Consider the following 21109-nt stretch of genomic DNA (forward strand, 5'->3'; position numbering starts at 1 on the left):
ACGCTCGTTAGTGCTGGGCCGATATTCGAGCTACAAGATCAATCAGCCTAATCCATCAGGATCTTTTAAGAACTCTTGGGCGATGTGAAGTGTAGAAATGTGGTGAAGATAGACGATCAAGCTGTCACAGGGGCCGGCGGGGCCGTCTTATGTGGATAGACATTTGCCTTGGATTTGGCAGGTGATGTGACGGACGACTCGGTGGTCGTCGACCACATTAGGCTGTTCCATGTCCGACTCGATTTCATTTGGTAAAGAAGAAGCTTCGTTGCTTCTTGAAGGCGATGATGTCTGAAGTATGGATTTGGCTGGCCTTGCGTCTTGTTCCACCGGTAGCGGTGTGAATCTCGATCTCGTTGCTACCTAGTAGTGCCGTATTGATATCATCGCTATGGGCTGGAGTATTGTTATAAATCCTTTCGAAAAAATCTTTCACGGATAATGCGGGTGCCGAGTCGTGGAGGAATTTTGGAATGTCCTCCTTAAGCTGGTCTTTTGCTTGATCTCTCGCCGACTCATTGAAGAGGTAAAGCGCCTTACCTTCGCTAGGGTCATGCGCGAGCATGCCAAGGCCAGATCTGCCGAAATGAGCCTGAGTCTCGCTATTTTGGTGCAGCCGGTCATTGTAAACCTGGCGAGCACGATACGAATTGGCGAGGTGTATCAGCCAATATCGCCAACCACTAGGGTTGTTGATTGAAAAAGGGCTGACAAATTTTGCACATTTCTTGAAGTTTTCGAAGACGATGTTTTCCGCCACCCCGAGCCATGCTGTCTTCGATTGCTTCTCTTCAAGAATCTCGAAGTCCCGGCTGCTCAGCTGCAAGTATGCCAATTGGTTCGACAGCGTTTTTGGATCGTGCTGCTTCAGGAAGGCCAGTAGAGAAGAGATGACGAAGGTGTAGAAAACCTCCACCGATTCATTCAGATTCATCATGTCGATCAAGGTCGCAGTGGCAACATGACTGTGCCCACATTGATCTAGGTTGAAGATTATGTTCGGGTATTTCTCTGATTTGATCTGAGCTTTGATTCTTGGATAAGCATGTTCGAACAACTCGGTCGAGTAGCGGGTTTGGATTTTGAGCCGGCTATTCGAGATGCTATGGTGGAGGATAATTGGATTCAAGATTCCCTCCAAAATGCCGATTGCCATTCGCTCGGCGTCATTCAGGAAAAGGCTACACTCGATATCCACGAGGGGTAGATTGTTAACTGTTCTGTAGGTGTTGATGTCAGTTAACGCTCGATTCAGCTCTTCCACAAAAATTATGGGTGAACCGGCAGTGCCGCATTTATATCGGCCTGCGCCACTGAAGCCGTCTACTACAGCCAGGCGAAATTTTCTGACCTGCGGGTGCTTGCACCGTGTGATCACGTACTGATAAAAATAATCGCGAAGTATTTGATGCTTCTTCCTTGAGTGCTCTTCAAGAACTGCACCTTCTTCCCAATCATATTTCTTCTTAGCCATGGATATTCCTTGTCAGGCTACGGTATTTCCACTAGGCCATGCCCACCAGCTTTACAGGCATCTCATCCCAGGTTTTGCCACGGTATTCGCGACCGTTAGCTTTTTTCGAACGGCGGACATTATCTTTACCCCACGTCCCCCATTGTTTAAAGAAAAACGCTGTGTCACTTTCTAGGCATTGTGTGTAGATCTCATCAATCCACCCTTCTTTCACCGGTCGCGCTTTATTACCGCTCTCGCCGCCGACAATCGCCCAGTCAATCTGCGAGAGATCAATGCTGCCTACGGGGCCGATCAATGGCTCAAAGGAGATGAACCTGATCTGGGCGGGTGTGTCTTTCAAAAACTGAATGCGCCCAGCAGCATCACGGTCTTCCACGGAAGTACCCAGCCACACATTCGGCAGTACCTCAGTTATGACTTCATTGAGGATCTGTTTCATCCGCTCTGGCCGCTTGGTCAAAATTTGGTAATTGTGATGCGGGGTTTCTCGCATGACTTTCCAGACGGCAACTATGAACTCGTCGCTGACCTTCTCATGGAAAAGGTCGCTCATCGAGTTCACAAAAACCTTCCTGGGCTTCTTCCAGCGATACGGAATCGCCAAGGCGTCGTGGTCTTCGACGATGGTGCCGTTCCAGATTACGCGCTTGTTCTTTTTACGGGTTAAGCCCATGTATTTTGGAGTGCCCATGGCTTCAAGCCGACGTGCCATTTCCATGGCATAGCAGTTTTTGCACCCGGCACTAATGATGGAGCAGCCTGCTACCGGATTCCAGGTAGAGTCTGTCCACTCAATCTGTGTCTCTGCCATATCCTTTCCTAGCCCCCTCGTTTGCGTTCCTAATTGGCGCATTTCTGACCGAGAGAGCCGAATTCGATGGCCATCATAATGAATTAGTTGCCATTAGGGCAGGTATGAGGCGCTGATTGGGGCTCTGTCAATCGACTGCTGTGCATATGTACAGTGTACTGTCGTTTGCTCGATTTGGCCCTCTGAGGCCGACGCTTCCCGCCCAATGGCGCGTAGGGAAGGGAGGGACAAGCCGAAAAGGTAGGAATGGCCTTTGCACTAAGATCCGAAGCCAAGGCATGCACTCCAACCATAATCACAGGGCTAGGGTTTTCATCGTAGAATTCGTGCCCGCGATCAGCCTGCAGTGTTCGTCAAACGTCTCCGTTGTCGAGTGAGGGCTGAGTGCATTCGCCATTTAGGAAATGCTTCATCACGATTTATCAGCAATGACGTGCGGTCGCCCTAACCTTTCTCAAGAGAAGGTTCTGTGGGACATCGCGCTTAGCCATTTTGGCCCAGAGGCGCTGCACCAATTGGTACGCGACATCTGGTGTGAAGCCAAACCTCCCGCTCGCATACTTGTCGAGACGTTGGATATCAGCAATCTGGGCAGGGTGGTTTTGGATATTTTGCTAATTGTCAAAATTGAGTTGGAGATCGCTGTCCCGTACCGAGCGGCACGGCCAGACCAGATCACGTGGTACAGCCATCATGTTCAGCATTTAATCAATGGATTGCTCGACAAGATCCCTGCCTAGCAGCTCCCTAGAGACCTGAGGGGCTTCAAGTTGCCAGTGGACTTGGGGATTTGATGCTGGGAGGGTTGTACACCCGTCTGAGATGCTGCGAGAGCGATCCCAACTGTAAGGTTTTTTGCACGTCTGCCAGATGGCTTCCAAGGTGCACGCGCCAGGTAGATGGTTGATTCAGCGCCTGCGTGAAAGTACGCCGGTCGTTGCATTTTTTAACCCCTCCGGTAGCTTGCCATACACCCTTTCCTCAGTCATCTTGTGGTGGTATTTTGCCATTAAGTCTAGGTGGTCATGCATCCACGGTGTGCTGAGGGAATAGCCACAAAATCAGTCAAGGAGAGGATTCCACCTATGTATCTGGATCAATTGCATCTGAAACAACAACGTCTTGCCTGGATGCATGCGGTACTCGTGCTATCGAAGAAGATTGGCATTGGCAGTGCGAAGGTTAATGACGATCTGCGAAAAGCTTTGATGCAGGCAGGTTCGCTAGAAAATATCTACAACGACCATTTCTCGATGATCCCGGTCGACGAGGAAGTCGCGCGAAAGGTATTTGAGAAAATTCAAAAGTTCGACGCCGATTTCGATGCTGTGACGTGTCTGGACGAGCACTATCCTAACGTCTTAAATCAATATGCTGGCACTCCTCCGATCATCTATTTTCAAGGCGATCTAGATCTCGCGTCAATAGACCGGACTATCGGTTTTGTGGGCACGCGTGAGCTGTTTGATGAATCTCATCGTGATCATGGACGCCGAGTCATCCGTCGGTTGGTAAATTCGGGCTATGAAGTGGTGGTAAGTGGGCTGGCAGAAGGATCGGACACCCTAGGGCATGAAACTGCAATCGAGAATGGTGGGCGAACAATTGCTGTTCTCGGTACGCCATTAAATGTGCATTATCCAAAAAGTAATGCTGGTTTGCAGGACGAGATTGCGGCCCATCACCTGGTTATTACCGAGTACCCTATAGGTATTGGTTCCTTTGGTTCCTATTTTGCTAACAGGAACAGAACTACAGTCGCTTTATCTACAGGGGGAATTGTCGTTGCTAGGGCGGGCGACAAGAGTGGCACGCAGCACGCCATTAGAATTTGTTTAGAGCAAAATAAGCCAGTGTATGTCTTGGAGAATAACATTCGCGAGGCATCGTACACATGGGTTGTGAAAAATAAGGACAGGATTAAATTGATCAGGGAGAATTTTGATGCGGGTACTTCTATTTGATTTGGATTTTACGCTTGCCAACACTACTGCGTGCCTTCCATACCTAACAACCTCAAGAGGGCGAGGACAGGTTGTCGATGCACTTGAAGAGGGGGGAGTCGCCGTAAGTTTGTATGATGAACGGTTAGTCGAAAGTTTTAATGATTCATTCCGGGATGGCTTATGTGCTGTGGTGGTTTCTGACTCACCTAAAGCGTATTGCCTCAAGGTTTTAGAAAGGTGTGGTTACGAAATAGAATCAGACTTGGTTTTTGGAAATCAAAAAAAACCAATAGTCGATTTCGAGTCACTCAAGGACTCTTTGGAAGATACGCTGGAAATTGCTTCAGATGAAATGGAGTTTTTGGTTATAGGAGACAGTCCAAAAGATATCTATTTCGCTCACAGGATCCAGGCGCCTTCGGTTTTCGCTGCATGGGGATCGCGACATGATTTAAATTTAGCCCAGCGATCTAGACCAACAAGAGTTGCCAGAAACTATGAGCAGCTCCGAGCAGCCGTTATCGATTTTTTGAACGGTGAAGTGGAGTTCAATAATTATAATTTTTATAATGACTTTGAGTTTTGCGAACCTGAGAGTCTAGATTGTATTGAGTTAGATAGTGACTCGATTGGTAATGCTCGTGAATATGTTCCTAATTATGAACATTACCGGGGTGACAACGATAGGTGGGCTGCTCGAGATTTGCGGTGGGTAGTGAAACCTGCTAAAAATTATGGGATATGGCACCACCGGCGAAACCAAAGCATGACTCTGTATGGTGCTGACGGGATGTTCGAAACTCGGTCGCTAAAAAGCCTAGCTGGTATATACAAAAGGGATTTTATGGCGTGGCTCGATGAGCTCGACGTCCACGGCAAGGTTCTGCTCGTTCCAATTCCACCTTCGGTTCCTGAAGAATGTAATCTTAGTAACCCCGTTAGCATAATCGCTGAGTGGTGGAGTTCGTGGGTAACTGAAGCTTTGGATGACGTTGACATGAGTAGCTTCGATGTCTTCCGCAGAATTGTGCCAAAGCAGCCATCCCATGATACAGCTGGGCCTAGGCATTTGACCGACCAGTTACCCACGCTTGGAGTCATCCCTCGATCTCGATATACAGGTGGTAATGTGGACTACGTAATCATCTTGGATGACGTAGTGACCTCTGGCTCTCACATGAATGCGATTGCATCGATTATAAATTCTACGGGGCTTATACCGGGCGACCCAGAAATTCTTGGCTATGCGCTATTCAAAACTGTACATCCAGAAAACGAAGATGACGGCTGGGATACGTTTTAGCTAAGACGGCTTTTGACAACTCCGTCGATTACCAATGATACGGGCAACAAGGACTTGGTGAGCGCACGTGATAGTGCCTCCGGTCACTCAGGATACGAAATGGCCTGGGCAGGGAGGTCATGTTAGGGGCTTGCTTAGACATCTCAGCGACAACGTTGCGTTTCCCCATTTTAGGAACCGCCACGTTCCTCGTTGGCCCGCCTTGGAGACATTCTCGCACAGGTGAAAATCTCGAGGCGGGCCACTATCGATACTTAGACCAACCTGGCCGGCCATCCAGCTCTTCAAGAAGATCATCGTCATCGTGTTTCGCCCGATAGCCATTCGACACAGGACGCTGATCAAGCTCTTCGAAATTGAGGATTGACTGGGTCTGTCTGGTCGGTGCGTGATAGGTGGCTTGTTCATAGCACGCGAACCGCCGAGCATTATCACTGGAGCTCCAATCTGTCCCCTCAATGTCTGCCTCATGAGGGCCGCTGATGCCGGCCTTGTACGCTTTGGCTGCTGCGGAGTTTTGAGGTAACGGAATCCCCTTGGTGATCCACACTCTCGCTTCGCGCAACGCTTTTGACACAATGGAATACTTGACTACACCGTCCTCTGCAACGACGAATGCCAGATGGCCATCGGAAGCCTGAGCGAACCTTGACGCGATGCACGAGCGTGATGCCTGGAAGTGCTCCGCGAGCTCGCCAAGGTGCTCCAAGGTGAACTCCTTATCTTCCGCCATAGGTTGAATCAACGCCCATGGTGCCAAGCATTCGGCAGCGAAGACGTCACAGAGAATCTCTTCTGGATGACGGCCAGTAAAACGCTCCAGCTCATCAGCTGGCACCTTGTCCCCGTGCTTAGAGGGGAGTTCCAAAACGTGATGGGCAATCTCATGGAGAATGGTGAAACGCTGCCGCAGAGGGCTGTCGTTTTCATTGACCAGAATGTGTTTCTGCCCGCGCTTGATGAAGGTGCTACCCGCCTCAGTATCAGGCAGCTCCACGCGCGAAACTTTAAAGTCCAAAAAAACGGCGAGGGTTTCGACGTCAACAGGCGCTGCTTTAATGCCGGCGTCCTTCAGTAGCTTTTGTGCTCGTCCAATCGCAATGTTTTCGTCCATGAAAATCTCCTCTCCTACATCTGTTGGATGAGCTCGATCCGCTTCATCCAAGACTCTTTGGTGTTTGGGCGTTCACCCCGGAAACTCATGGTCGCAACATCCTCAAAGTCCTCCCATGGGATGTCCGTGCGCTCGAGCATCAACTGGTACAGCGAAGTTTCGACAGCTACCGACTTGGCCAACAGCTTAAACACTTCACTCTCACGATTGTCGAGTTCGAGTGCTTGGCCCAGTCGGGCGACTACTTCGTCAGATGGTGCTACTCGATCTCCCTTTTCAAGTCTCCAGATATAGGAGTGATCAAGGTCGTGTGCGCGCTTCTCTAGGTCACGGAAGCTCAGCTCTTTGCGTTCACGCATGGTGGCGATGAACTCGGCCAAATCCATTTTTTTCTCCAGGCACTTGCATTGCCCAAACGGGCGGGAGTAGTCTGTCGACTGGTCAGGCAACAGCTCGCAATTCATAGTTCATGATAAGCGGCTTTTTTTTGAAGTCCACTGTTGTCTGGCCAGTCGACGGCAGTTGTGCCGTTTTTTTAGAGTCGCAGTGTTGCCTGGCTAGGCGACGGCTCATCCAGCTCAAATCCGAGGATTCATCTATGAACCAGCTGAAAGATTTAGAGATTGAAGACGTTGCCGCCGCCCTCGCTGCAGGGCGCCAGGTACGTGACCATGGGCCGTACAAAATCCAGGTTGGTAACGAGAATCTGGAATACCGTCCTCTGGTGATCAGCGACCCAGTCCCGACTGGTCGTCAGGTGCTGGAGGAGGCTGGCTTTCGTCCCGTAGACGAGTACCTGCTGTACCAGCTTCTCATTAACGGTCATCTGGTTTTGCTCAACCCAGACAACACGACTGATCTGCGTGAGGCGGGTATCGAAAGATTCCTGACCTTCAAAAGCGACCGCTCTTTCCGCTTTTTTATCGACGGCGAGGCTCAGGACTGGGGGGGGCAGCGGATTTCCGGGCGCACCCTCAAGCAACTCGCCGGCGTCGATGCGGATAAATACGACATCTTCCTGGTGGTGCCCGGCGATGACGATGAGCTGATCGAAGACCGCGACTTGTTCGACCTGGCTCGTCCGGGTGTGGAGCACTTCGCTGCAGTTGAAATCAACATCAAAGTGTTCGTCAACACCCATCCGGTGTTCGTCCACACCCGCACTATGTCGTACTGGGAGGTGGTGCATTTGGCCTACCCGGACGCGCAGCCTGGGCCCAACGCTCACTTCACCGTGACCTATGCCAAGGGCCATGAAGGTAACTCGCTGACTAACCTGGTTGATGGTCAACACGTCCGTATCAAGAAGGGGATGCACTTCAATGTCACACCAACTGATAAGTCGTAGTCCTCATCTCCTGAGCCTGCGCAACGAAGGGTATGACCTGGATACCAAGGAGGGTTATCTCCTGGTTCGGGACGTGCCCTACGTGAACGCTGAACGTCAGGTGTGCAAAGGCGTGTTGGTTATGGCACTTAATCTGGTGGCCGATGTTGCAGGCAAACCAAGCGACCATACGGCACATTTCATTGGTGACCGCCCTTGCGATTCGCAAGGGCGTCCCCTCGAAGAGATCATCAACAACAGCAACGCGAACACGCTGCTGCCGGATCTGGTCGTTAACCACTACTTCTCGGCCAAGCTGCGGGGTAGTGAGTATGCCGATTACTACCAGAAGGTATCGATCTATGTATCGATGCTGGCCGGCCAAGCGCAGGCCATTGATCCTAGCGTGACTGCGAAGACCTTCGCTCCCGTTCGTTCGGACATGGAGGACACCAAGTTCGCTTACACGGATACGGCGTCACCGCGTGCAGGAATTGCAATGGCCACCCAGAAGTTCAAAGGGCTGAAGATCGCGATTGTTGGGCTGGGCGGCACCGGTGCCTACATCCTAGATCAAGTCTCGAAAACTCCAGTGGCGGAGATTCACCTCTACGATGGCGATCTGCTCCAGCAGCACAACGCGTTCCGCTACCCTGGTGCTGTGCCGTTCACCACATTGGAACGGGGCCTAAAGAAGGTGGAGTATCTCCATGAGGCGTACAGCCAAATGCACCTTGGCATCACTCAGCACCCGACAATGATCACCGCAGCGAACGTGGGTGAGCTGCGGCAGTTTGATTACGTGTTCCTTTGTGTGGACAACACCGCTGCGCGAGCAATGGTCGTCCGGGAGCTCAAAGGAACTCGGACATCATTGCTCGATGTGGGAATGGGAGTGCATCTGGTCGATGGTACCCAGCAAGTCTGGGGCACCTGCCGGGTGACCGCCCTGAAGCCAGATCATCACGATCATGCGTCTCGTACCATGCCGTTGACCGAGAATGAGGCAGAGGATGCTTACCGTTCGAACATTCAGATCGCAGACCTGAACGCGCTGAATGCGGTGCTCGCAGTGGGCATGTGGAAGCGGCTTTGCGGTTTCTATGTGGATAACTGCCAAGCTGGACAGGTCACTTACTCGACCAACCTCAACGAGATGGGCAACAGCGAGAAGGAGGAGGATGAGTTATGAAGGTGAAGCATTTAACGCCGCAGTTTGTCGAGAGCTTCCCTACCAGGCTGGAGCAAGGAGAGCTCTACCTCGCCATGGAGTTCGCAACTGCAGCTCACCTCTGTGCCTGTGGCTGCGGAACCAAGGTGATCACACCCTTCTCCCCAACCGATTGGCAGATGTTATTCGATGGCGAAACGGTGTCGCTCAGGCCTTCAATTGGTAACTGGACTTTTAAGTGCCGCTCTCACTATTGGGTGAGGTCAGGACGCATCGAGTGGGCTGGAAGTATGTCTGAAGAGGCGATCAATGCTGGGCGCAAGCGTGATGCCGAAGCGAAAGCGCGAGTGCAGTCGAGCAGGTCGGAGCAGCATGTGGTTCGTGAGCCGACACCACAGGCCCGGAAGCAGACCGAGGTGCCGTCTTTTATCGGCAAGCTCAAGAAATGGCTCGGGTTCTGATCCAAGGTGATCAGTGTAGTACCGATAAAGAAGGGGGCCGGGTTGGAGGAAGAAGGCCCTTCGATCATTCAGTCTGTCCACCTCCCCCCCCCTTGTAGTAGCCTGCACGCTGAGTTGTAGCTTCACAATGCCGCATCGATGCACCAAATCAGTGCAAAAATAATGGTAAATTACACTTTAAGTGTATGATTCCCATATGCCATACTCGGTTTATCCAATGAATTCCGCTGTGCTGTAGCACCTCCCTTTACGGAGGTTTTGGAGCTTCAACTCCGATAGCAGACGAGTTTGATCAGGCCGCTATGCGATTAGTTGACTGGTGATAAAACTACTTTTTGACAGATTTTGAGACTGTTTTTTCGTGAACCTTGGAGCATTGGCTCGGTCTGTTCTACAGTTAAGAAATGCAGCTGGTCGGCTGTCAAATGGTATTGCTTGTGAGCTCGGTGAGTGGACTTGATAATCCGCGCCGCCCTCGTCAGCGCGTTCAGCACCACGTCGCAGTCCAGTGGTCGTGCATTGGAGATAGGCTATCTTGAAAAATACCGACTTAGGGAAGGAAAATATGGGCCTGGAGCATCTGTTTGAGGAAACTCGCAAGCGTATGGGAGCTAGTCGTGAAGATCGACTGAAGGCTGCCCGTGACCGTTCTGAAGCGTTCAATCGCCGCGCAGCTGACGACTTCGCTGCCCAGCAAATGAACCGAGAACTGTTGGCCCGTACTTGCAGCCTATAAACATTTCCTAAACACTTTTAAGAGAGCAGCCTACTAGGCTGCTTTTTTTTGCGCGATCACAATGACTCCATACCTCGTTTCCAAATTCCAAAAAGCAACGTTGAGTGCCCTGATCCGTGAGAGCTTCGACGCCGATTTCGCGGACATCTTCTCAAAACCTCAGGTCTCTTACCTTTTCAAATACCTGAAGGAGTTAAAGGCAGAAGGTGTTCTGCTTGAGCCAGATTACATTGATCGAGAGTTTCTGGAGGATTTCTCGAACTACTACGTCAAGCGTTTTGGTAACGACGGCTACGTCTGCTCGCGCCTGCACTTCTTCAAATGCCCCATCAGTCACAATGACATGGACGAGCTCCTTCTCGGGCGGCCTGACGCGAAGCTGACAGCTGAGTATCTCCAAGAGAATTACTTAGGTTTCATAGTGGTTAAACCGTTGACCAAGACCTTTGTGGGCAAGACATGCCTGCGGGTCGTTGGCGAACCTAACTTGGGCCCGGGAGTCCGGAAGAAAATCGCACGTCGCTATGACGTCAGCCTGTTCGGCATTGACCTTTATGTAGACTCTATTGCTTTCCAGGAGCAGGACAAGGTTGTGGCTGCCTGCGCGACTACTGCAGTCTGGACGGCTCTCCATGGTTTTCCAGGCCGAGATGTGAGGAGCGTCACATCTTGTAGCCAGATCACCACAACCGCACTCGATCTGGAAGATAGCTCTGGTAACGGGTTCCCCAATCTTGAGCTCAGTAACGAGCAGATACAGCGTGCACTGGATGCTGAAGGGCTTCGGTATCACACGACTCAATTGAGAGAACGGTCTTCAGATTGGTTCGCCGACTACGTCGCAGCGCACGTTGACAGTAATCTGCCGATAATCCTGACTGGGATGGTTTACGGATTGAACCGGGCTCCGGAGAGAAAATTTGATGTCGTGGCTCGCGGCGGGCATGCGATCACACTGCTCGGTTATGACTTCCGTGATGGGGTTCGGTCGATTTACATGCACGATGATAGGCTTGGGCCTTATGCCCGTGCTCAGATCATTTCTCTTAAAAAGCTCCTCGGCAAGGATACACCGCCGGGGATGGCAGACACATGGGTGATTGCGATCTCCAGGCGCAGCGACACAGGCGTTTGGGAGAAAAAAGCTCATGAGTTTCTATTGCCAGAAGTTTCCGTTGCGTTGGCGGCCAAGAAGGCACGACTGGCGTACACCTACGCCCACACTACCGCGCAGCGGATCAATGTGGAGGTGGACAAGTGGATGTCCACTCTCAGTCATGTACTCGGCATCGACAATCAACCGACAAGTCACACTATTCAATTAGTCACCGTCTCGGAGGCGCGCCAAGGAGTGCTGGCTTTCGACGCATCAAGCCAGCTTGGCAGCTCGTTGGTGGCGGGTGAATATCGGCTCGAGGTGACCGAAACGATCTTGGAAAGGTGGGAGCAGGATAAGATCAAGTTTCTGACCAGCCACATCGCCCGGTGGCAATGGCAGATCGATTTTCTGTGGGGCGACCATAGAACTTTCCGAATCCTACTTGATGCTACAGACATCCCATCAGGTAACGCGGTTTCCGGCGTTTTCATCTTTGATCTGATCTACGGTCGGATCACCCTCGGAGCGTTCAAGGAGATCATGACCAAACTGGATCCGCCAGAGCAGCCGCATTTCTACAACGCCTTCCTGAGAAGCCTCAAGCGACATGCAGATGACTACGCCGGTAATTTGCAGAAAAAATATGGGGCGCTCCGTGCACCGAACTATCTGAAGGACGATGAAGTCTCGGACACTGGCGAGGGTAAGAACCGGACAACGAAGAGCTTCTATGACCCCTCTGAAAAGCGGCTTCGGAGTATGTTTAGCGCCATATCAAAGGACAGGTATCGCAATCTCATCTGGGCAATCGGTAAAGACGGGATCCTCTATGTGGCTGAGGACATCACAAAACCGGTAGTTCTGGGCCACCCAAGCATGACGGGCCTTCAGCCTGCACGGATTGCAGGTGAAATGTGGTGTGAGTTTGACGGGAAGAAGCACATTTGGCACGTGAACTCTGAGTCCGGTCGTTACAGCCGAGATTACAGCACCCCTAGTGTGTACTTGGAGAACGCGATCCGAAAGATATCGTCTATCTTTCCTACTGAGAAATTTGTTTTAGGAGGCCAGCGTCCACGCGCTGAAGAAGCTCCAGCGAATACACCTATCAAAGATAATATCGCCACTGATCCTCAGTCTAATTCGACAGCGTGACTCTCAGGCCGCACCTTCTGGATGCTGGAAGGTGCGGCTCAAGCTCAATGGGCATGAGCCGTATGCTTATCTGAAGCATGTACTGCCTCGTTTGCCGACTCAGCGGGCGAGTGAGATTGATCAACAGCTTTCGCATCGGTGGGTATGGGCATCGAACAACATCTCGTGGCCTTGGCTGGGATACGCAACCAACTAAAATGCGCGACTGGCGCACAGCTTCATGTGGGAGACCTAGATGCGTCGAAACAGGCCACTGATCAGCAGACCTTCTTCGCTCCAGTCAAACTGGAAGGCCTCTCCGAGTGCAAACGTCAGCGGTACAAAAGCGCATAAAGACTTGCCTTGCTCACCTCGCCACGAACGTACAAACGCTGTAAGCCGGCTGTAGCCACGGTCATAACCCTCGGCCTTGATCTGCTCGAAAAGTGCTTTGGCGCTCCTGCGGTTGTGCTTTGCCCGGAATGAATCGGCCTTCAGCGCTTGTTCCAGCGTCTCTTGGAATGGGCTGAGTTTGTTGAAGGTTGCGCTGCGCTGGTACGCCGGCTGAGTTGCTTCGGGCGCTCTGACCCATTTTCTGATGGTGTTCCTCGACAGCCCGGTACGCTTGGATATCTGATGCAGCGAGAGCTTGTCGCGGAAGTACATTCGCCGGAATTTTTCCCAACATTTCCATGCTGATCACCCTGTGTTCTCCTGCTCGAAAAGTGAGCAGAAGCAGTTGAACACCTGGGTCAGTTTTCAGTCGGCAGAACAGCCTTTATTGGGGCAGTTTTCGGTCAGTGGCAACAGCTATTTCTTAACTAAGCCTTTATACAGCTCTCGAGCGGAAACAATCTGGTCTCGAATCTCCTCTGGGTCAATGCGCATACCGCCTCTTGGTGTCACCTGCAGTGTCTTCAAACTGTTGGCTGCCTTAATGAATGCTCGCTCCTCTGCTTGAACCCATTCAGGGCGTTTGTCCTTCCAAAATGACCATGCCATTTCGCCTAGCCTCACTCCACGATGGATTGAAGCTAGTATGTGGTAGCCGCAGGGAATGTCCAAGCTAGGTGGTGACTTTGATCATTATGCAAGCGGAGCGCGCAGACCAGGAGGGTCGAAGGGCATGAGGATGAAAGCCCGAAGGGCCAAGACCTGTCGTAGGCAGGGCTTGGTTAACGACAGCCGCCCCTGCAAGGGCATGCCACGACAACCGCACGGTCGATGACTACCGAGAGGTGCGCTGATCAAATGATCGGGACACTACTCCCTGCGCGCAAAGATCGTATGTTCTGCGCAATGCCACCTCGTCACCAGACGACACCCTGAAATGGGTAAAGATCGTCGACAGAAAGCGTTTCCTTTCGCCGTTGCCGAGCTCAGACCAGATCCTCGGCTGCCCTTGTGCATCAGGGATCGCCAGTCGGTCGAGGAGATACTCCTCCAGGCTGTGCAGACGTTGTTGGCCATCAATCAAAATTTCACTGTTTTCGGCCAATGTCCTGCTACCGATTTCTGGCTCGTACCAGTCATTCGTGAGGTAGCTCCCCAGATCCGCGCCTGACCATACTGCAGTGATGAAACGAGACTTCTGACCGAGGTTCCACTCCAGCCCACGTGCCCAGGTTGGCACTGGCATGCCCATAACGAATCGCGCAGCCCACGGAAACTGCTCACGAGCGGAGGAGGGGTCTACCAGATACTTTTCCCAATGGCCGACTAAGACCTCGAGGGGGCAATGACTGACGGTCGTAGGCAGAAGACGCTGCGGCATATGGATGTGCAGGTCGGATGTTCCGCCGTCGGCGTAGCGTTTAAAAATGGAAGTCATGGTTTTCCTGGTAGGCTCAGGTTGGTCGAAGTATTCGGGTAAGTACGGGCGCAACGCCATGCATCCATCGTTGCAATGATCAGAAGATCTCGATCCGTGGAGATATTGATCTGGCCGCTGTCGGCCAAAGCCTGTGCATAGCCCTCGGCATAGGCCGCCGCTTTGTTGAATTCGGATGTGCAGGCTGCGGATTCGATGTAGCTGATCAGCCGATCCCATGTGCGCCGTTGGCGGTTGCCGAGCGTCGTGCAGGGGAACGATAAGGCGCCGCTCAGGCGCTGTGCGAAGTCATGTGTAGAGAGGGTCAAGGCCGTCGCTCAAAAAGGGTACTTACACATCACAAACGGTTGGTTTCGGAAAACCTTGAGCCTGAAGCGATTTTTTTTGAAGAAAAAACATGTTTGCCCAAATGCGGCAGCTGGGACTGATGTGTTGGAGGACTGTCACATCAGGCAAGCGGAGCGCGCAGGCACAAAGATGAAAGCCCGGAGGGGCAAGATAGCCATTGAAAATGGCTGGCTTGATTCACGACAACTGGCCCGAAGGGCGTGCCAAATGTTGGTCTGCATGAATGAGCTGTCTGACGGAACTGCATGCAGTAAAATTACTTAAACACCCTGTTCCAGTCCCGTTTATTCAGCTCGCTACAGGCATCTTGTGCGCCACCGAATACACGTCCAGATACCTTCGCCATGGTGGCTTCAGTCGTATATTGAACAGGTGCCCCATCCTCGCCAATCAGCACCCCCTTGGCACCACTCAACAGCGCATGACCAGCCACTACATCATGGGCGCTAACAGGGTAAAGCGATATACCACAAACCCCATCTCCTGCAGCAACTTTAGCGAGTCGATACGCAATGGATGGCATCGCGTAAAAATCTGCCGGCGCGCATAACTGGTTATTGATATCGGGCTTGCCAATAGCTGCAGCGCTAACCATAACGGTGGCTGTCTCAGAAAGTTTTTGATCAGAGAGGTCGACGACAATGCGATTGTTATTTCTGAGCAGATGATCCATACCCTTTGCCCAAGCAATGCAGTCAGAGACTCCGGAAGGCGTAACAGGGGCGTGCACCACTCCAAGGATAGGCTTGCCGTCATGGAGCATGCCGACGGATATTGCAGATCCCTTTAGGCCTCTTAGGAAATCGCTGGTGCCATCGTTAGGGTCGACTACCCAGCAGAAAGGATATCCAGTAAGAATGTGGCCTGTTTCCTCGCCCCACCAATCGCAATCCAGGAGTGCCAGCAGTTCTGCGCGAAGCAATACCTCTATTTCGACATCAATCTCGGCTTTGTCTCCACAACCCCTCCGGCCATCGGGACGTACGCATTCTTCTGCCAACAGAGCGCCGGCTCGTTCCACAACTTCGATTACTTGGTGGAGAATGTGCCGCAGCCATTGATTAGTCATGTTGATCTCTCGCGATAATTAGAGAGCGGGAAACAGAGGAGGAATCACTTGGCCTTCCAGCCAAGCTTAACCCTACCCCCTAGCCAGAGCTGCGGATCAAGCCGTTGATCGAGACGATCTCGTCATACGTCATCTAGTCTGTAGAGTTTGATCTTAAGCAATCTAAACACGTTGGCCAGATCGTGATCGTCTGGAAACCACTTGGAGAGTTCGACATTACAATGCACCGATTACCCGAAGGCCCAAGCGAGAGTTCATTCAGCGAAGCAAAGCTCAGCTTGCTGAGAATTCGTCTCTGAGCGATTACTTGAGGGTTTTGTAGAAGGGCGTGGCACTGGCAACTCAGCACACGACGAAATCGCCAGGTTTTTGAGAACTCCCTCATGACCTAGGCTCGCCAGTTCCTCTTGGGTGCGACGCAGCAACGCGTTAACAGACTGCCCGGACTCGGCGCAGAGAGTGATGGCTACTAGAGTGAGAGGGTTCACACTGAGCGGGCCACTCAGAGCAGTAATCATCTCAAGAGTGGGGCTTGACTGAGCTCGCTCCAATTTCGAGACGTATGTTCGGCTGCTGACTTCGGCGAGGTTTCTCTGAGTCAGTCCTTTGCCGGCACGCATCGCTTTAAGCACAGAAGCAAAAGCAATTTTGAGCGACATAAGCACGTTCCTGATTTGAGTCAGTCCATTTGAGCATCGATGCGCTGGAGAGAGCCATTCTAGATGAGTAGAAGGCTATCACGGTATCGCAGTGCTCTACGCTCTTGACGAACTGTGCGACGTGCATGTGCCGGAGATCATTCATTTGAGGTTCCTTAGAAGCTGACTAACTAACGCTCAAAGCGGAGTCAACTGGGTACGTGGATAGCATGTATCCGAATGTTCAGAACTGCTGGCGGTGATGTCTCTCAGTCAGCAGTGCATCAAATTGTGGGACACAAAAAAGCCGCCTAATGGCGGCTTCGTTGTGTGGGAGGCTCAGTAGCTATTCAAATGCTTGGCATTCGATTCTAGAATCTCACCAGCCAAAATTCTGCGGGCACGAGCAGACAGCTCTCTGCTGATCTCTTCGGCAGTCTTAGGGCGTGTTTTAGGTTTCGCAGCACAAGCTTTGCGAACCAGAGTAACGCGAACCTCACTGGTCATGATAAACCTCCGATAGGTACGTCAGGAATCACGAGTGGTCTTCAGTAACGCTAACATCTTGCCTAGATGGTAGCAAACCGGCACCATGAATTGGGCGAATTGATCAGCTCGGTCTGCGTTTAGCAGCATGTTCTCAGCGTTGCGGCTCACATTCAAGACGCCGATGAGCTCATCGTCATGAAAGACCGGTAAGCTTAGGATGGATTTCGCATGCTTCAGGTCACGGTAATACTTACCGATTTTTTGCTCATACCGGCCGTTCATTTCGCTGACTTCTTCACGTTGGGCGGTAACCCAGCTGCTCACCACGCTCGATGTGTTGGAGATATATTCAGGCTGCCCTGACGACGCGACGCGCGGCGCTCCAGGAAGATTAGGATGGTGGAACTCAGCATCGAAGTCCATATCCAAGGTGTAGGGTAGGCATACCTGGTCAAGTCCAGTATCTGCTCTATCACCGCCTGATGAAGTGGTTGTAAGTTCATCTTCTAGAAATAGGATGCCTGAGCAGCGCTGCAGTGCAACCTCATAATTCTGGTTGTGCAGGAAAAAATGGTCATGCATAACCCAAACCTCACGGGTAAAACGTCGAGCCCGCGCCGTTTCGGGTGATGCTGAATTGATCTGGGCCTGAGCCCCTGCGCCCGACTCACCAGCGGTGCCTGCAAGTTGTGCCGCCCCCTCACTAGCCTGAATATCGGCTTCTTCCTGATATACCTCCTCTGGTTCAGGCATCTGCTGCGGAAGCACAAGGCTGTCCAGTTCCACCTCGTCCTTAGGAAAAACACTCATGATATTGGCTTGGTAAGCAACATGCTTATTGGTACCTGATACCCCGTCCCACAGCCTTGTCAGCGCGAGAATGCTGTCCAGCATGGAGCGCATATGTTCAGCTACTTTTTCGCGGGTGATAGTGGGATCAGTTTTGGATGCCCTACGTAGCTGACCGATGGTGGCCTGGGTGTCTACATATTCCTGAATAAACTGTCGGGGGGGGAGGTAGGTCAATCTGCTTTCCATTTCCTCATTCTGCTTACGCAAGCTCACCTGCATCACTTCATTCTGGCGCTCCTTCTCGTCCGTGACCGCACTCAACGCGCGCTCCCGTCGATAAACCAGCCACAGAGCAATAGTCGAGAGTACGAGCGCACTGATAGTGTGCTTAAAACTTTCCTGAAAATTTAAGTCTGTGACACGGCCAAGCTCCGTAAGGATCGGGCCGCTACAGACGGAAATGAAAGCAGCACTGGATACGCTAGCTAACGCAAGTAGAAACGAGCCCCACTCAGAAGCAAAGAAGCTGGGCTCTTTTTTGGAGGATGCTGGATTTTGGATCTGCGCCTTAGCTTGGGAGGAGGCTTTGTTGGCATCACTGCACATGATCACTTCCTTGCGGTGTCCTGCTACGCTGTTCAAGACAATTTAGGTTTTTATGCTGGAAATTTGAAACTGGGCGACGTCAGAGATCTAATAAATCCATGCGTCCAACGTAGGCGGTCAAATCGCAGGCGCCGCCATTTCAAGCATTCAAGCACCATCAAATTTAATCAGATTGGGCCGAAGTTTCGAACATGTGACCCAGTCACTAGCTGAGATCCCTACCGTGCCGACGCGGGTGGGGACGCTGCAGAATCTAAAGCGTCTTAGGCAGGATGTACCCGAGGGCTGCTGTATGAGCGTTCGCGGCGGCTAAAGCCGAGCATTGATCCAATCCCATACTGCTTTATCCAGCCATCCTTGATGGGCTCCAGCAAAAACCTGGGTTACAAAAAGCCGGTCATTCGGATCGAGCCTACTTCTCAGGTCTACGCAGACTTGTTCCGCTGTAGCGCTGGAGCTAACCCATCGTACCGACTCCAGCCCGTGATCTGTGACGTTCTGATAACGATCCAGATGCTGAATTAGTGAGGCGCGTGCTTGATTGTAGGCGTAGGAGCCGTGCTCTTTGTTCAAGCTCCATGTCACCATGAATACTGACATCTATCACTCCTTGTTGAGCTAATGATGGCATGATCGAGATTAAGCTATGGATTTTCAAGCATCAACTTCGGATATGCCTGTGTCGTAAGTTTTCAGGCAGCAACCCGAAGGGCATCAATACACTCGTTGCAGGACTGTGCTGACACATCTCACCTTTTCGGAGGCGGCGGTGGCGGGGGAGCAGCAGGCCTCTGGCTGGTAGTCTGCTTATTTATGCCATTATTTACATGAACCTTGCCGCCGGATTGGTTTGTCATGGGATTACCTTTTGGTGGGAGGTGGAGGTGCTTTCGGAGGAACAGCAGGGCGTTGAGCAAGTGGCTTGGGCGTATTTGAGTGCCCACCACTTGGCTTGCGTGGTTGGGGCGATATACCTCTTTCCTCGTACATTTCGACCTCTATTTTTTCGGCGCTTTAGGGGGAGCAGGCGGTGGTGCTGAGGGACGTATGTTAGCTGGTGCAGGAGGATTAACATTCATCCCCTCATTACCAGTTCGCTGTTCAAGCACGTGATGCCTAGATTTATTTTCGCTATTCACTTCTGATCTCCTACTCTAGAAATTCGACTAGGTACACATCGCTGTTTGCAATCAAATAACTCTCGATGCCGGGCGTGTCGACCCACTCATTCTCTTCGTTCATCCAGCTCGGCTGTGTAATGAGGAAGTGCCCATCTTTAGGCTCGGTTGGCCATACTGCCGGGTACCCGAATAATCGCCGTCCATCAAGCAGGGTAAGCACCACGCTTTTGCCTTCGCGTTTGCGGAAGGCATAAATCCACTCGGGATACGACGAGCGAGACGTCAAGGTCAACCACCTGCCAAATCTGTACAGGTAGTCGTGGTTCGAAGCGAAGGCTAGCGATAGGCCTAGAGATGTCGCTAAGCCTATTCCCCAAACGCTTTCTACTTGAACCGTCCAATGCCCCAGCTGAAAATGATGCTCGCCGATGTAAAACAGCACGGGCTTGATGCCTGACACCAGCATCGTAATCAGCCCAGTGCTGATCAGTGCTTGAACTGTGCGCTCAAACTGCCCGGGCTTTTTAACATCGGCCAACCAATAGAAGATCATGGTGGTCAGAAAGCCAGGAACAAGCGTCTGTACCAATGGGATGATTTTCGTTGCGAGATCTTCCATAGCCTGTCTCTCTTACCTCATTAGTCGGAGGTCTGAATCATCCGTTGGCTCAAATCCGGTGCTTACACCGCTATCGTTCTTAACCATGGCCGAGAGAGCGGGCATGTCATTTCTTATCAAGAGAAAAACTCATCCCCAGGTATCTTTGATTGAAAGAGACGCATCAGAGCATAAAATTTTGGACGCCTTCGACATTTGAGATATCGCATTTGCTTGGGGCCCTTCGGCGGAGGGGGTAGGAGCCACATCTTCATTGAGCCACCGCCTGACTCTGGTGTGCGTAGCACGATGTGGCCGTGATTATCGCGAATGTAGCCATTCGCTATAAATCCTAGATGTAAGCCTGGATAGGAGTAGACCGAACCTTCGTGAAAGTAGGCGAGTGGACGGCCACAGTATGCATATAAGTGCTCGTCGTCATCTGTATACGCGATCGGCTTGTGTTGCATATCATAGAAATCTAGGCTCATGAGGCTCTTCATTGCAGCAATGGGAGAACAGGGCACTTGTGTGCCCCGAGCTCTGTTAAGCAGTCAAATTACTTGGCTGCTTTAGGGCGAATGACGATACGAAAGGGCTGACCGTTTGCACGTCGAATCACCTTCCCGGTTTTGGTGGTGATGGTCATGCGATAGATGACCTCACCTTCCTCGTCGGGCTTTTCGAACATCTCAATCTGGGACATAAATGTCTCCTGCTGAGGTAGGCTCAAACACAGAACTCGCTCCCTTGCGAAAGGAGCCCACAGGGGCTACCATCGCAAAGCTTTCTCATACGAAGCGCGAGAGACATCTGGAGTCTGTTCAGACGTCTTTTCCCAAAAGCCGGTCAAGGTGCGAACTTGATCGGCTTTTTTGTTTCTGGCTTTCTATCATCTCGTCCTATGCAGGCTCAGAAGCCGCGCAATGGATCTAGTGATGAATATGTGTCGCAGCCATTTTCAAAGCCTATCATCATCATTTTGATGACGTCAACTGCTCATGTGTTATGCTGAGTAAAAGGTGACGGGCTTCACTG

21 protein-coding genes and 2 pseudogenes are annotated in these 21109 nt (G+C 51.6%); 9 read left to right on the forward strand and 14 right to left on the reverse strand.

What is annotated here, in order from left to right; all coding sequences use genetic code 11:
* Positions 1-244: 244 nt before the first annotated feature.
* Positions 245-1474, reverse strand: a complete 1230-nt coding sequence (locus P5706_RS34070) for a three-Cys-motif partner protein TcmP (protein ID WP_285685072.1) — start codon at positions 1472-1474, stop codon at positions 245-247.
* Positions 1475-1505: 31 nt separating this feature from the next.
* Entirely contained in the window at positions 1506-2288 is a 783-nt protein-coding gene (locus P5706_RS34075; RefSeq protein ID WP_285685074.1) for a phage Gp37/Gp68 family protein, read from the reverse strand.
* A gap of 404 nt (positions 2289-2692) precedes the next feature.
* Here P5706_RS34075 and P5706_RS34080 point away from each other — a divergent pair, with 404 nt between their 5' ends.
* From P5706_RS34080 to P5706_RS34090, 3 genes are all read left to right on the forward strand, one after another.
* Positions 2693-3028: a hypothetical protein gene (locus tag P5706_RS34080; protein ID WP_285685076.1), complete on the forward strand. Its 336-nt coding sequence runs from the start codon at positions 2693-2695 to the stop codon at positions 3026-3028.
* Between the two features lie 345 nt (positions 3029-3373).
* On the forward strand, positions 3374-4252 hold the full coding sequence (locus P5706_RS34085) for a DNA-processing protein DprA (RefSeq protein ID WP_285685078.1): 879 nt from the start codon (positions 3374-3376) through the stop codon (positions 4250-4252).
* Positions 4233-5537, forward strand: a complete 1305-nt coding sequence (locus tag P5706_RS34090; RefSeq protein WP_285685080.1) for an HAD family hydrolase — start codon at positions 4233-4235, stop codon at positions 5535-5537. The genes P5706_RS34085 and P5706_RS34090 overlap by 20 nt, the downstream gene beginning before the upstream one ends.
* 244 nt (positions 5538-5781) lie before the next feature.
* On the opposite strand, the gene P5706_RS34095 is transcribed toward P5706_RS34090, so the two are convergent.
* Positions 5782-6651, reverse strand: a complete 870-nt coding sequence (locus tag P5706_RS34095) for an ImmA/IrrE family metallo-endopeptidase (RefSeq protein ID WP_285685082.1) — start codon at positions 6649-6651, stop codon at positions 5782-5784.
* A 14-nt stretch (positions 6652-6665) separates the two neighbouring features.
* Positions 6666-7037: a helix-turn-helix domain-containing protein gene (locus P5706_RS34100; protein WP_285685084.1), complete on the reverse strand. Its 372-nt coding sequence runs from the start codon at positions 7035-7037 to the stop codon at positions 6666-6668.
* Positions 7038-7249: 212 nt separating this feature from the next.
* Here P5706_RS34100 and P5706_RS34105 point away from each other — a divergent pair, with 212 nt between their 5' ends.
* The 6 genes and pseudogenes from P5706_RS34105 to P5706_RS34130 form a co-directional block, all read left to right on the forward strand.
* Entirely contained in the window at positions 7250-7999 is a 750-nt protein-coding gene (locus P5706_RS34105; protein WP_285685085.1) for a multiubiquitin domain-containing protein, read from the forward strand.
* Positions 7974-9170, forward strand: a complete 1197-nt coding sequence (locus P5706_RS34110) for a ThiF family adenylyltransferase (RefSeq protein ID WP_285685086.1) — start codon at positions 7974-7976, stop codon at positions 9168-9170. Before P5706_RS34105 ends, P5706_RS34110 begins: the two co-directional genes overlap by 26 nt.
* Positions 9167-9610, forward strand: a complete 444-nt coding sequence (locus P5706_RS34115) for a ubiquitination-like system serine protease family protein (RefSeq protein ID WP_266003047.1) — start codon at positions 9167-9169, stop codon at positions 9608-9610. Before P5706_RS34110 ends, P5706_RS34115 begins: the two co-directional genes overlap by 4 nt.
* Positions 9611-10145: 535 nt before the next feature.
* Positions 10146-10346: a hypothetical protein gene (locus P5706_RS34120; RefSeq protein ID WP_266003049.1), complete on the forward strand. Its 201-nt coding sequence runs from the start codon at positions 10146-10148 to the stop codon at positions 10344-10346.
* 61 nt (positions 10347-10407) lie between these two features.
* Positions 10408-12600, forward strand: coding sequence for a hypothetical protein (locus P5706_RS34125; RefSeq protein ID WP_285685090.1), 2193 nt, complete (start codon positions 10408-10410; stop codon positions 12598-12600).
* A 40-nt stretch (positions 12601-12640) separates the two neighbouring features.
* Positions 12641-12796: pseudogene (locus tag P5706_RS34130) on the forward strand (transposase domain-containing protein); the annotation flags it as partial.
* Here the strand turns inward: P5706_RS34130 and P5706_RS34135 are convergent.
* From P5706_RS34135 to P5706_RS34175, 10 genes and pseudogenes are all read right to left on the reverse strand, one after another.
* Positions 12796-13273: pseudogene (locus tag P5706_RS34135) on the reverse strand (IS21 family transposase); the annotation flags it as partial. The pseudogenes P5706_RS34130 and P5706_RS34135 overlap by 1 nt on opposite strands.
* A 534-nt stretch (positions 13274-13807) precedes the next feature.
* Positions 13808-14410 (reverse strand): hypothetical protein, encoded by a 603-nt coding sequence (locus tag P5706_RS34140; RefSeq protein ID WP_285685092.1) that lies wholly within the window; start codon positions 14408-14410, stop codon positions 13808-13810.
* On the reverse strand, positions 14407-14718 hold the full coding sequence (locus P5706_RS34145; protein WP_285685093.1) for a hypothetical protein: 312 nt from the start codon (positions 14716-14718) through the stop codon (positions 14407-14409). Before P5706_RS34145 ends, P5706_RS34140 begins: the two co-directional genes overlap by 4 nt.
* A gap of 296 nt (positions 14719-15014) precedes the next feature.
* Positions 15015-15827: an inositol monophosphatase family protein gene (locus tag P5706_RS34150; RefSeq protein WP_285685095.1), complete on the reverse strand. Its 813-nt coding sequence runs from the start codon at positions 15825-15827 to the stop codon at positions 15015-15017.
* Positions 15828-16081: 254 nt separating this feature from the next.
* A complete protein-coding gene (locus P5706_RS34155; RefSeq protein ID WP_285685097.1) occupies positions 16082-16486 on the reverse strand; it encodes a helix-turn-helix domain-containing protein in 405 nt (134 codons plus the stop codon).
* 507 nt (positions 16487-16993) lie between these two features.
* The gene (locus P5706_RS34160; RefSeq protein WP_285685099.1) at positions 16994-18352 is read right to left on the reverse strand and encodes a hypothetical protein; all 1359 of its coding nucleotides are present in this window, start codon (positions 18350-18352) and stop codon (positions 16994-16996) included.
* Between the two features lie 309 nt (positions 18353-18661).
* Positions 18662-18952: a hypothetical protein gene (locus tag P5706_RS34165; protein ID WP_285685101.1), complete on the reverse strand. Its 291-nt coding sequence runs from the start codon at positions 18950-18952 to the stop codon at positions 18662-18664.
* Positions 18953-19501: 549 nt separating this feature from the next.
* Entirely contained in the window at positions 19502-20092 is a 591-nt protein-coding gene (locus P5706_RS34170) for a DUF6338 family protein (RefSeq protein WP_285685103.1), read from the reverse strand.
* A gap of 116 nt (positions 20093-20208) precedes the next feature.
* Positions 20209-20574 (reverse strand): 4-fold beta flower protein, encoded by a 366-nt coding sequence (locus tag P5706_RS37365; RefSeq protein WP_412072187.1) that lies wholly within the window; start codon positions 20572-20574, stop codon positions 20209-20211.
* Positions 20575-20630: 56 nt separating this feature from the next.
* Positions 20631-20777 carry a hypothetical protein gene (locus P5706_RS34175; protein ID WP_010220512.1) on the reverse strand — a complete coding sequence of 49 codons (147 nt, stop codon included), beginning with the start codon at positions 20775-20777 and terminating at the stop codon, positions 20631-20633.
* Positions 20778-21109: the final 332 nt, after the last annotated feature.

It is taken from the genome of Pseudomonas sp. ChxA (assembly GCF_030263855.1).
In the GTDB taxonomy this organism is placed as follows: domain Bacteria; phylum Pseudomonadota; class Gammaproteobacteria; order Pseudomonadales; family Pseudomonadaceae; genus Aquipseudomonas; species Aquipseudomonas fluorescens_CB.

Coding starts and splice junctions, on each gene's coding strand:
- P5706_RS34070 (WP_285685072.1), bottom strand. CDS start 1,474: ATGGCTAAGAAGAAATATGATTGGGAAGAAGGTGCAGTTCTTGAAGAG.
- P5706_RS34075 (WP_285685074.1), bottom strand. CDS start 2,288: ATGGCAGAGACACAGATTGAGTGGACAGACTCTACCTGGAATCCGGTA.
- P5706_RS34080 (WP_285685076.1), top strand. CDS start 2,693: ATGCTTCATCACGATTTATCAGCAATGACGTGCGGTCGCCCTAACCTT.
- P5706_RS34085 (WP_285685078.1), top strand. CDS start 3,374: ATGTATCTGGATCAATTGCATCTGAAACAACAACGTCTTGCCTGGATG.
- P5706_RS34090 (WP_285685080.1), top strand. CDS start 4,233: ATGCGGGTACTTCTATTTGATTTGGATTTTACGCTTGCCAACACTACT.
- P5706_RS34095 (WP_285685082.1), bottom strand. CDS start 6,651: ATGGACGAAAACATTGCGATTGGACGAGCACAAAAGCTACTGAAGGAC.
- P5706_RS34100 (WP_285685084.1), bottom strand. CDS start 7,037: ATGGATTTGGCCGAGTTCATCGCCACCATGCGTGAACGCAAAGAGCTG.
- P5706_RS34105 (WP_285685085.1), top strand. CDS start 7,250: ATGAACCAGCTGAAAGATTTAGAGATTGAAGACGTTGCCGCCGCCCTC.
- P5706_RS34110 (WP_285685086.1), top strand. CDS start 7,974: ATGTCACACCAACTGATAAGTCGTAGTCCTCATCTCCTGAGCCTGCGC.
- P5706_RS34115 (WP_266003047.1), top strand. CDS start 9,167: ATGAAGGTGAAGCATTTAACGCCGCAGTTTGTCGAGAGCTTCCCTACC.
- P5706_RS34125 (WP_285685090.1), top strand. CDS start 10,408: ATGACTCCATACCTCGTTTCCAAATTCCAAAAAGCAACGTTGAGTGCC.
- P5706_RS34140 (WP_285685092.1), bottom strand. CDS start 14,410: ATGACTTCCATTTTTAAACGCTACGCCGACGGCGGAACATCCGACCTG.
- P5706_RS34150 (WP_285685095.1), bottom strand. CDS start 15,827: ATGACTAATCAATGGCTGCGGCACATTCTCCACCAAGTAATCGAAGTT.
- P5706_RS34155 (WP_285685097.1), bottom strand. CDS start 16,486: ATGTCGCTCAAAATTGCTTTTGCTTCTGTGCTTAAAGCGATGCGTGCC.
- P5706_RS34160 (WP_285685099.1), bottom strand. CDS start 18,352: ATGTGCAGTGATGCCAACAAAGCCTCCTCCCAAGCTAAGGCGCAGATC.
- P5706_RS34165 (WP_285685101.1), bottom strand. CDS start 18,952: ATGTCAGTATTCATGGTGACATGGAGCTTGAACAAAGAGCACGGCTCC.
- P5706_RS34170 (WP_285685103.1), bottom strand. CDS start 20,092: ATGGAAGATCTCGCAACGAAAATCATCCCATTGGTACAGACGCTTGTT.
- P5706_RS37365 (WP_412072187.1), bottom strand. CDS start 20,574: ATGAAGAGCCTCATGAGCCTAGATTTCTATGATATGCAACACAAGCCG.
- P5706_RS34175 (WP_010220512.1), bottom strand. CDS start 20,777: ATGTCCCAGATTGAGATGTTCGAAAAGCCCGACGAGGAAGGTGAGGTC.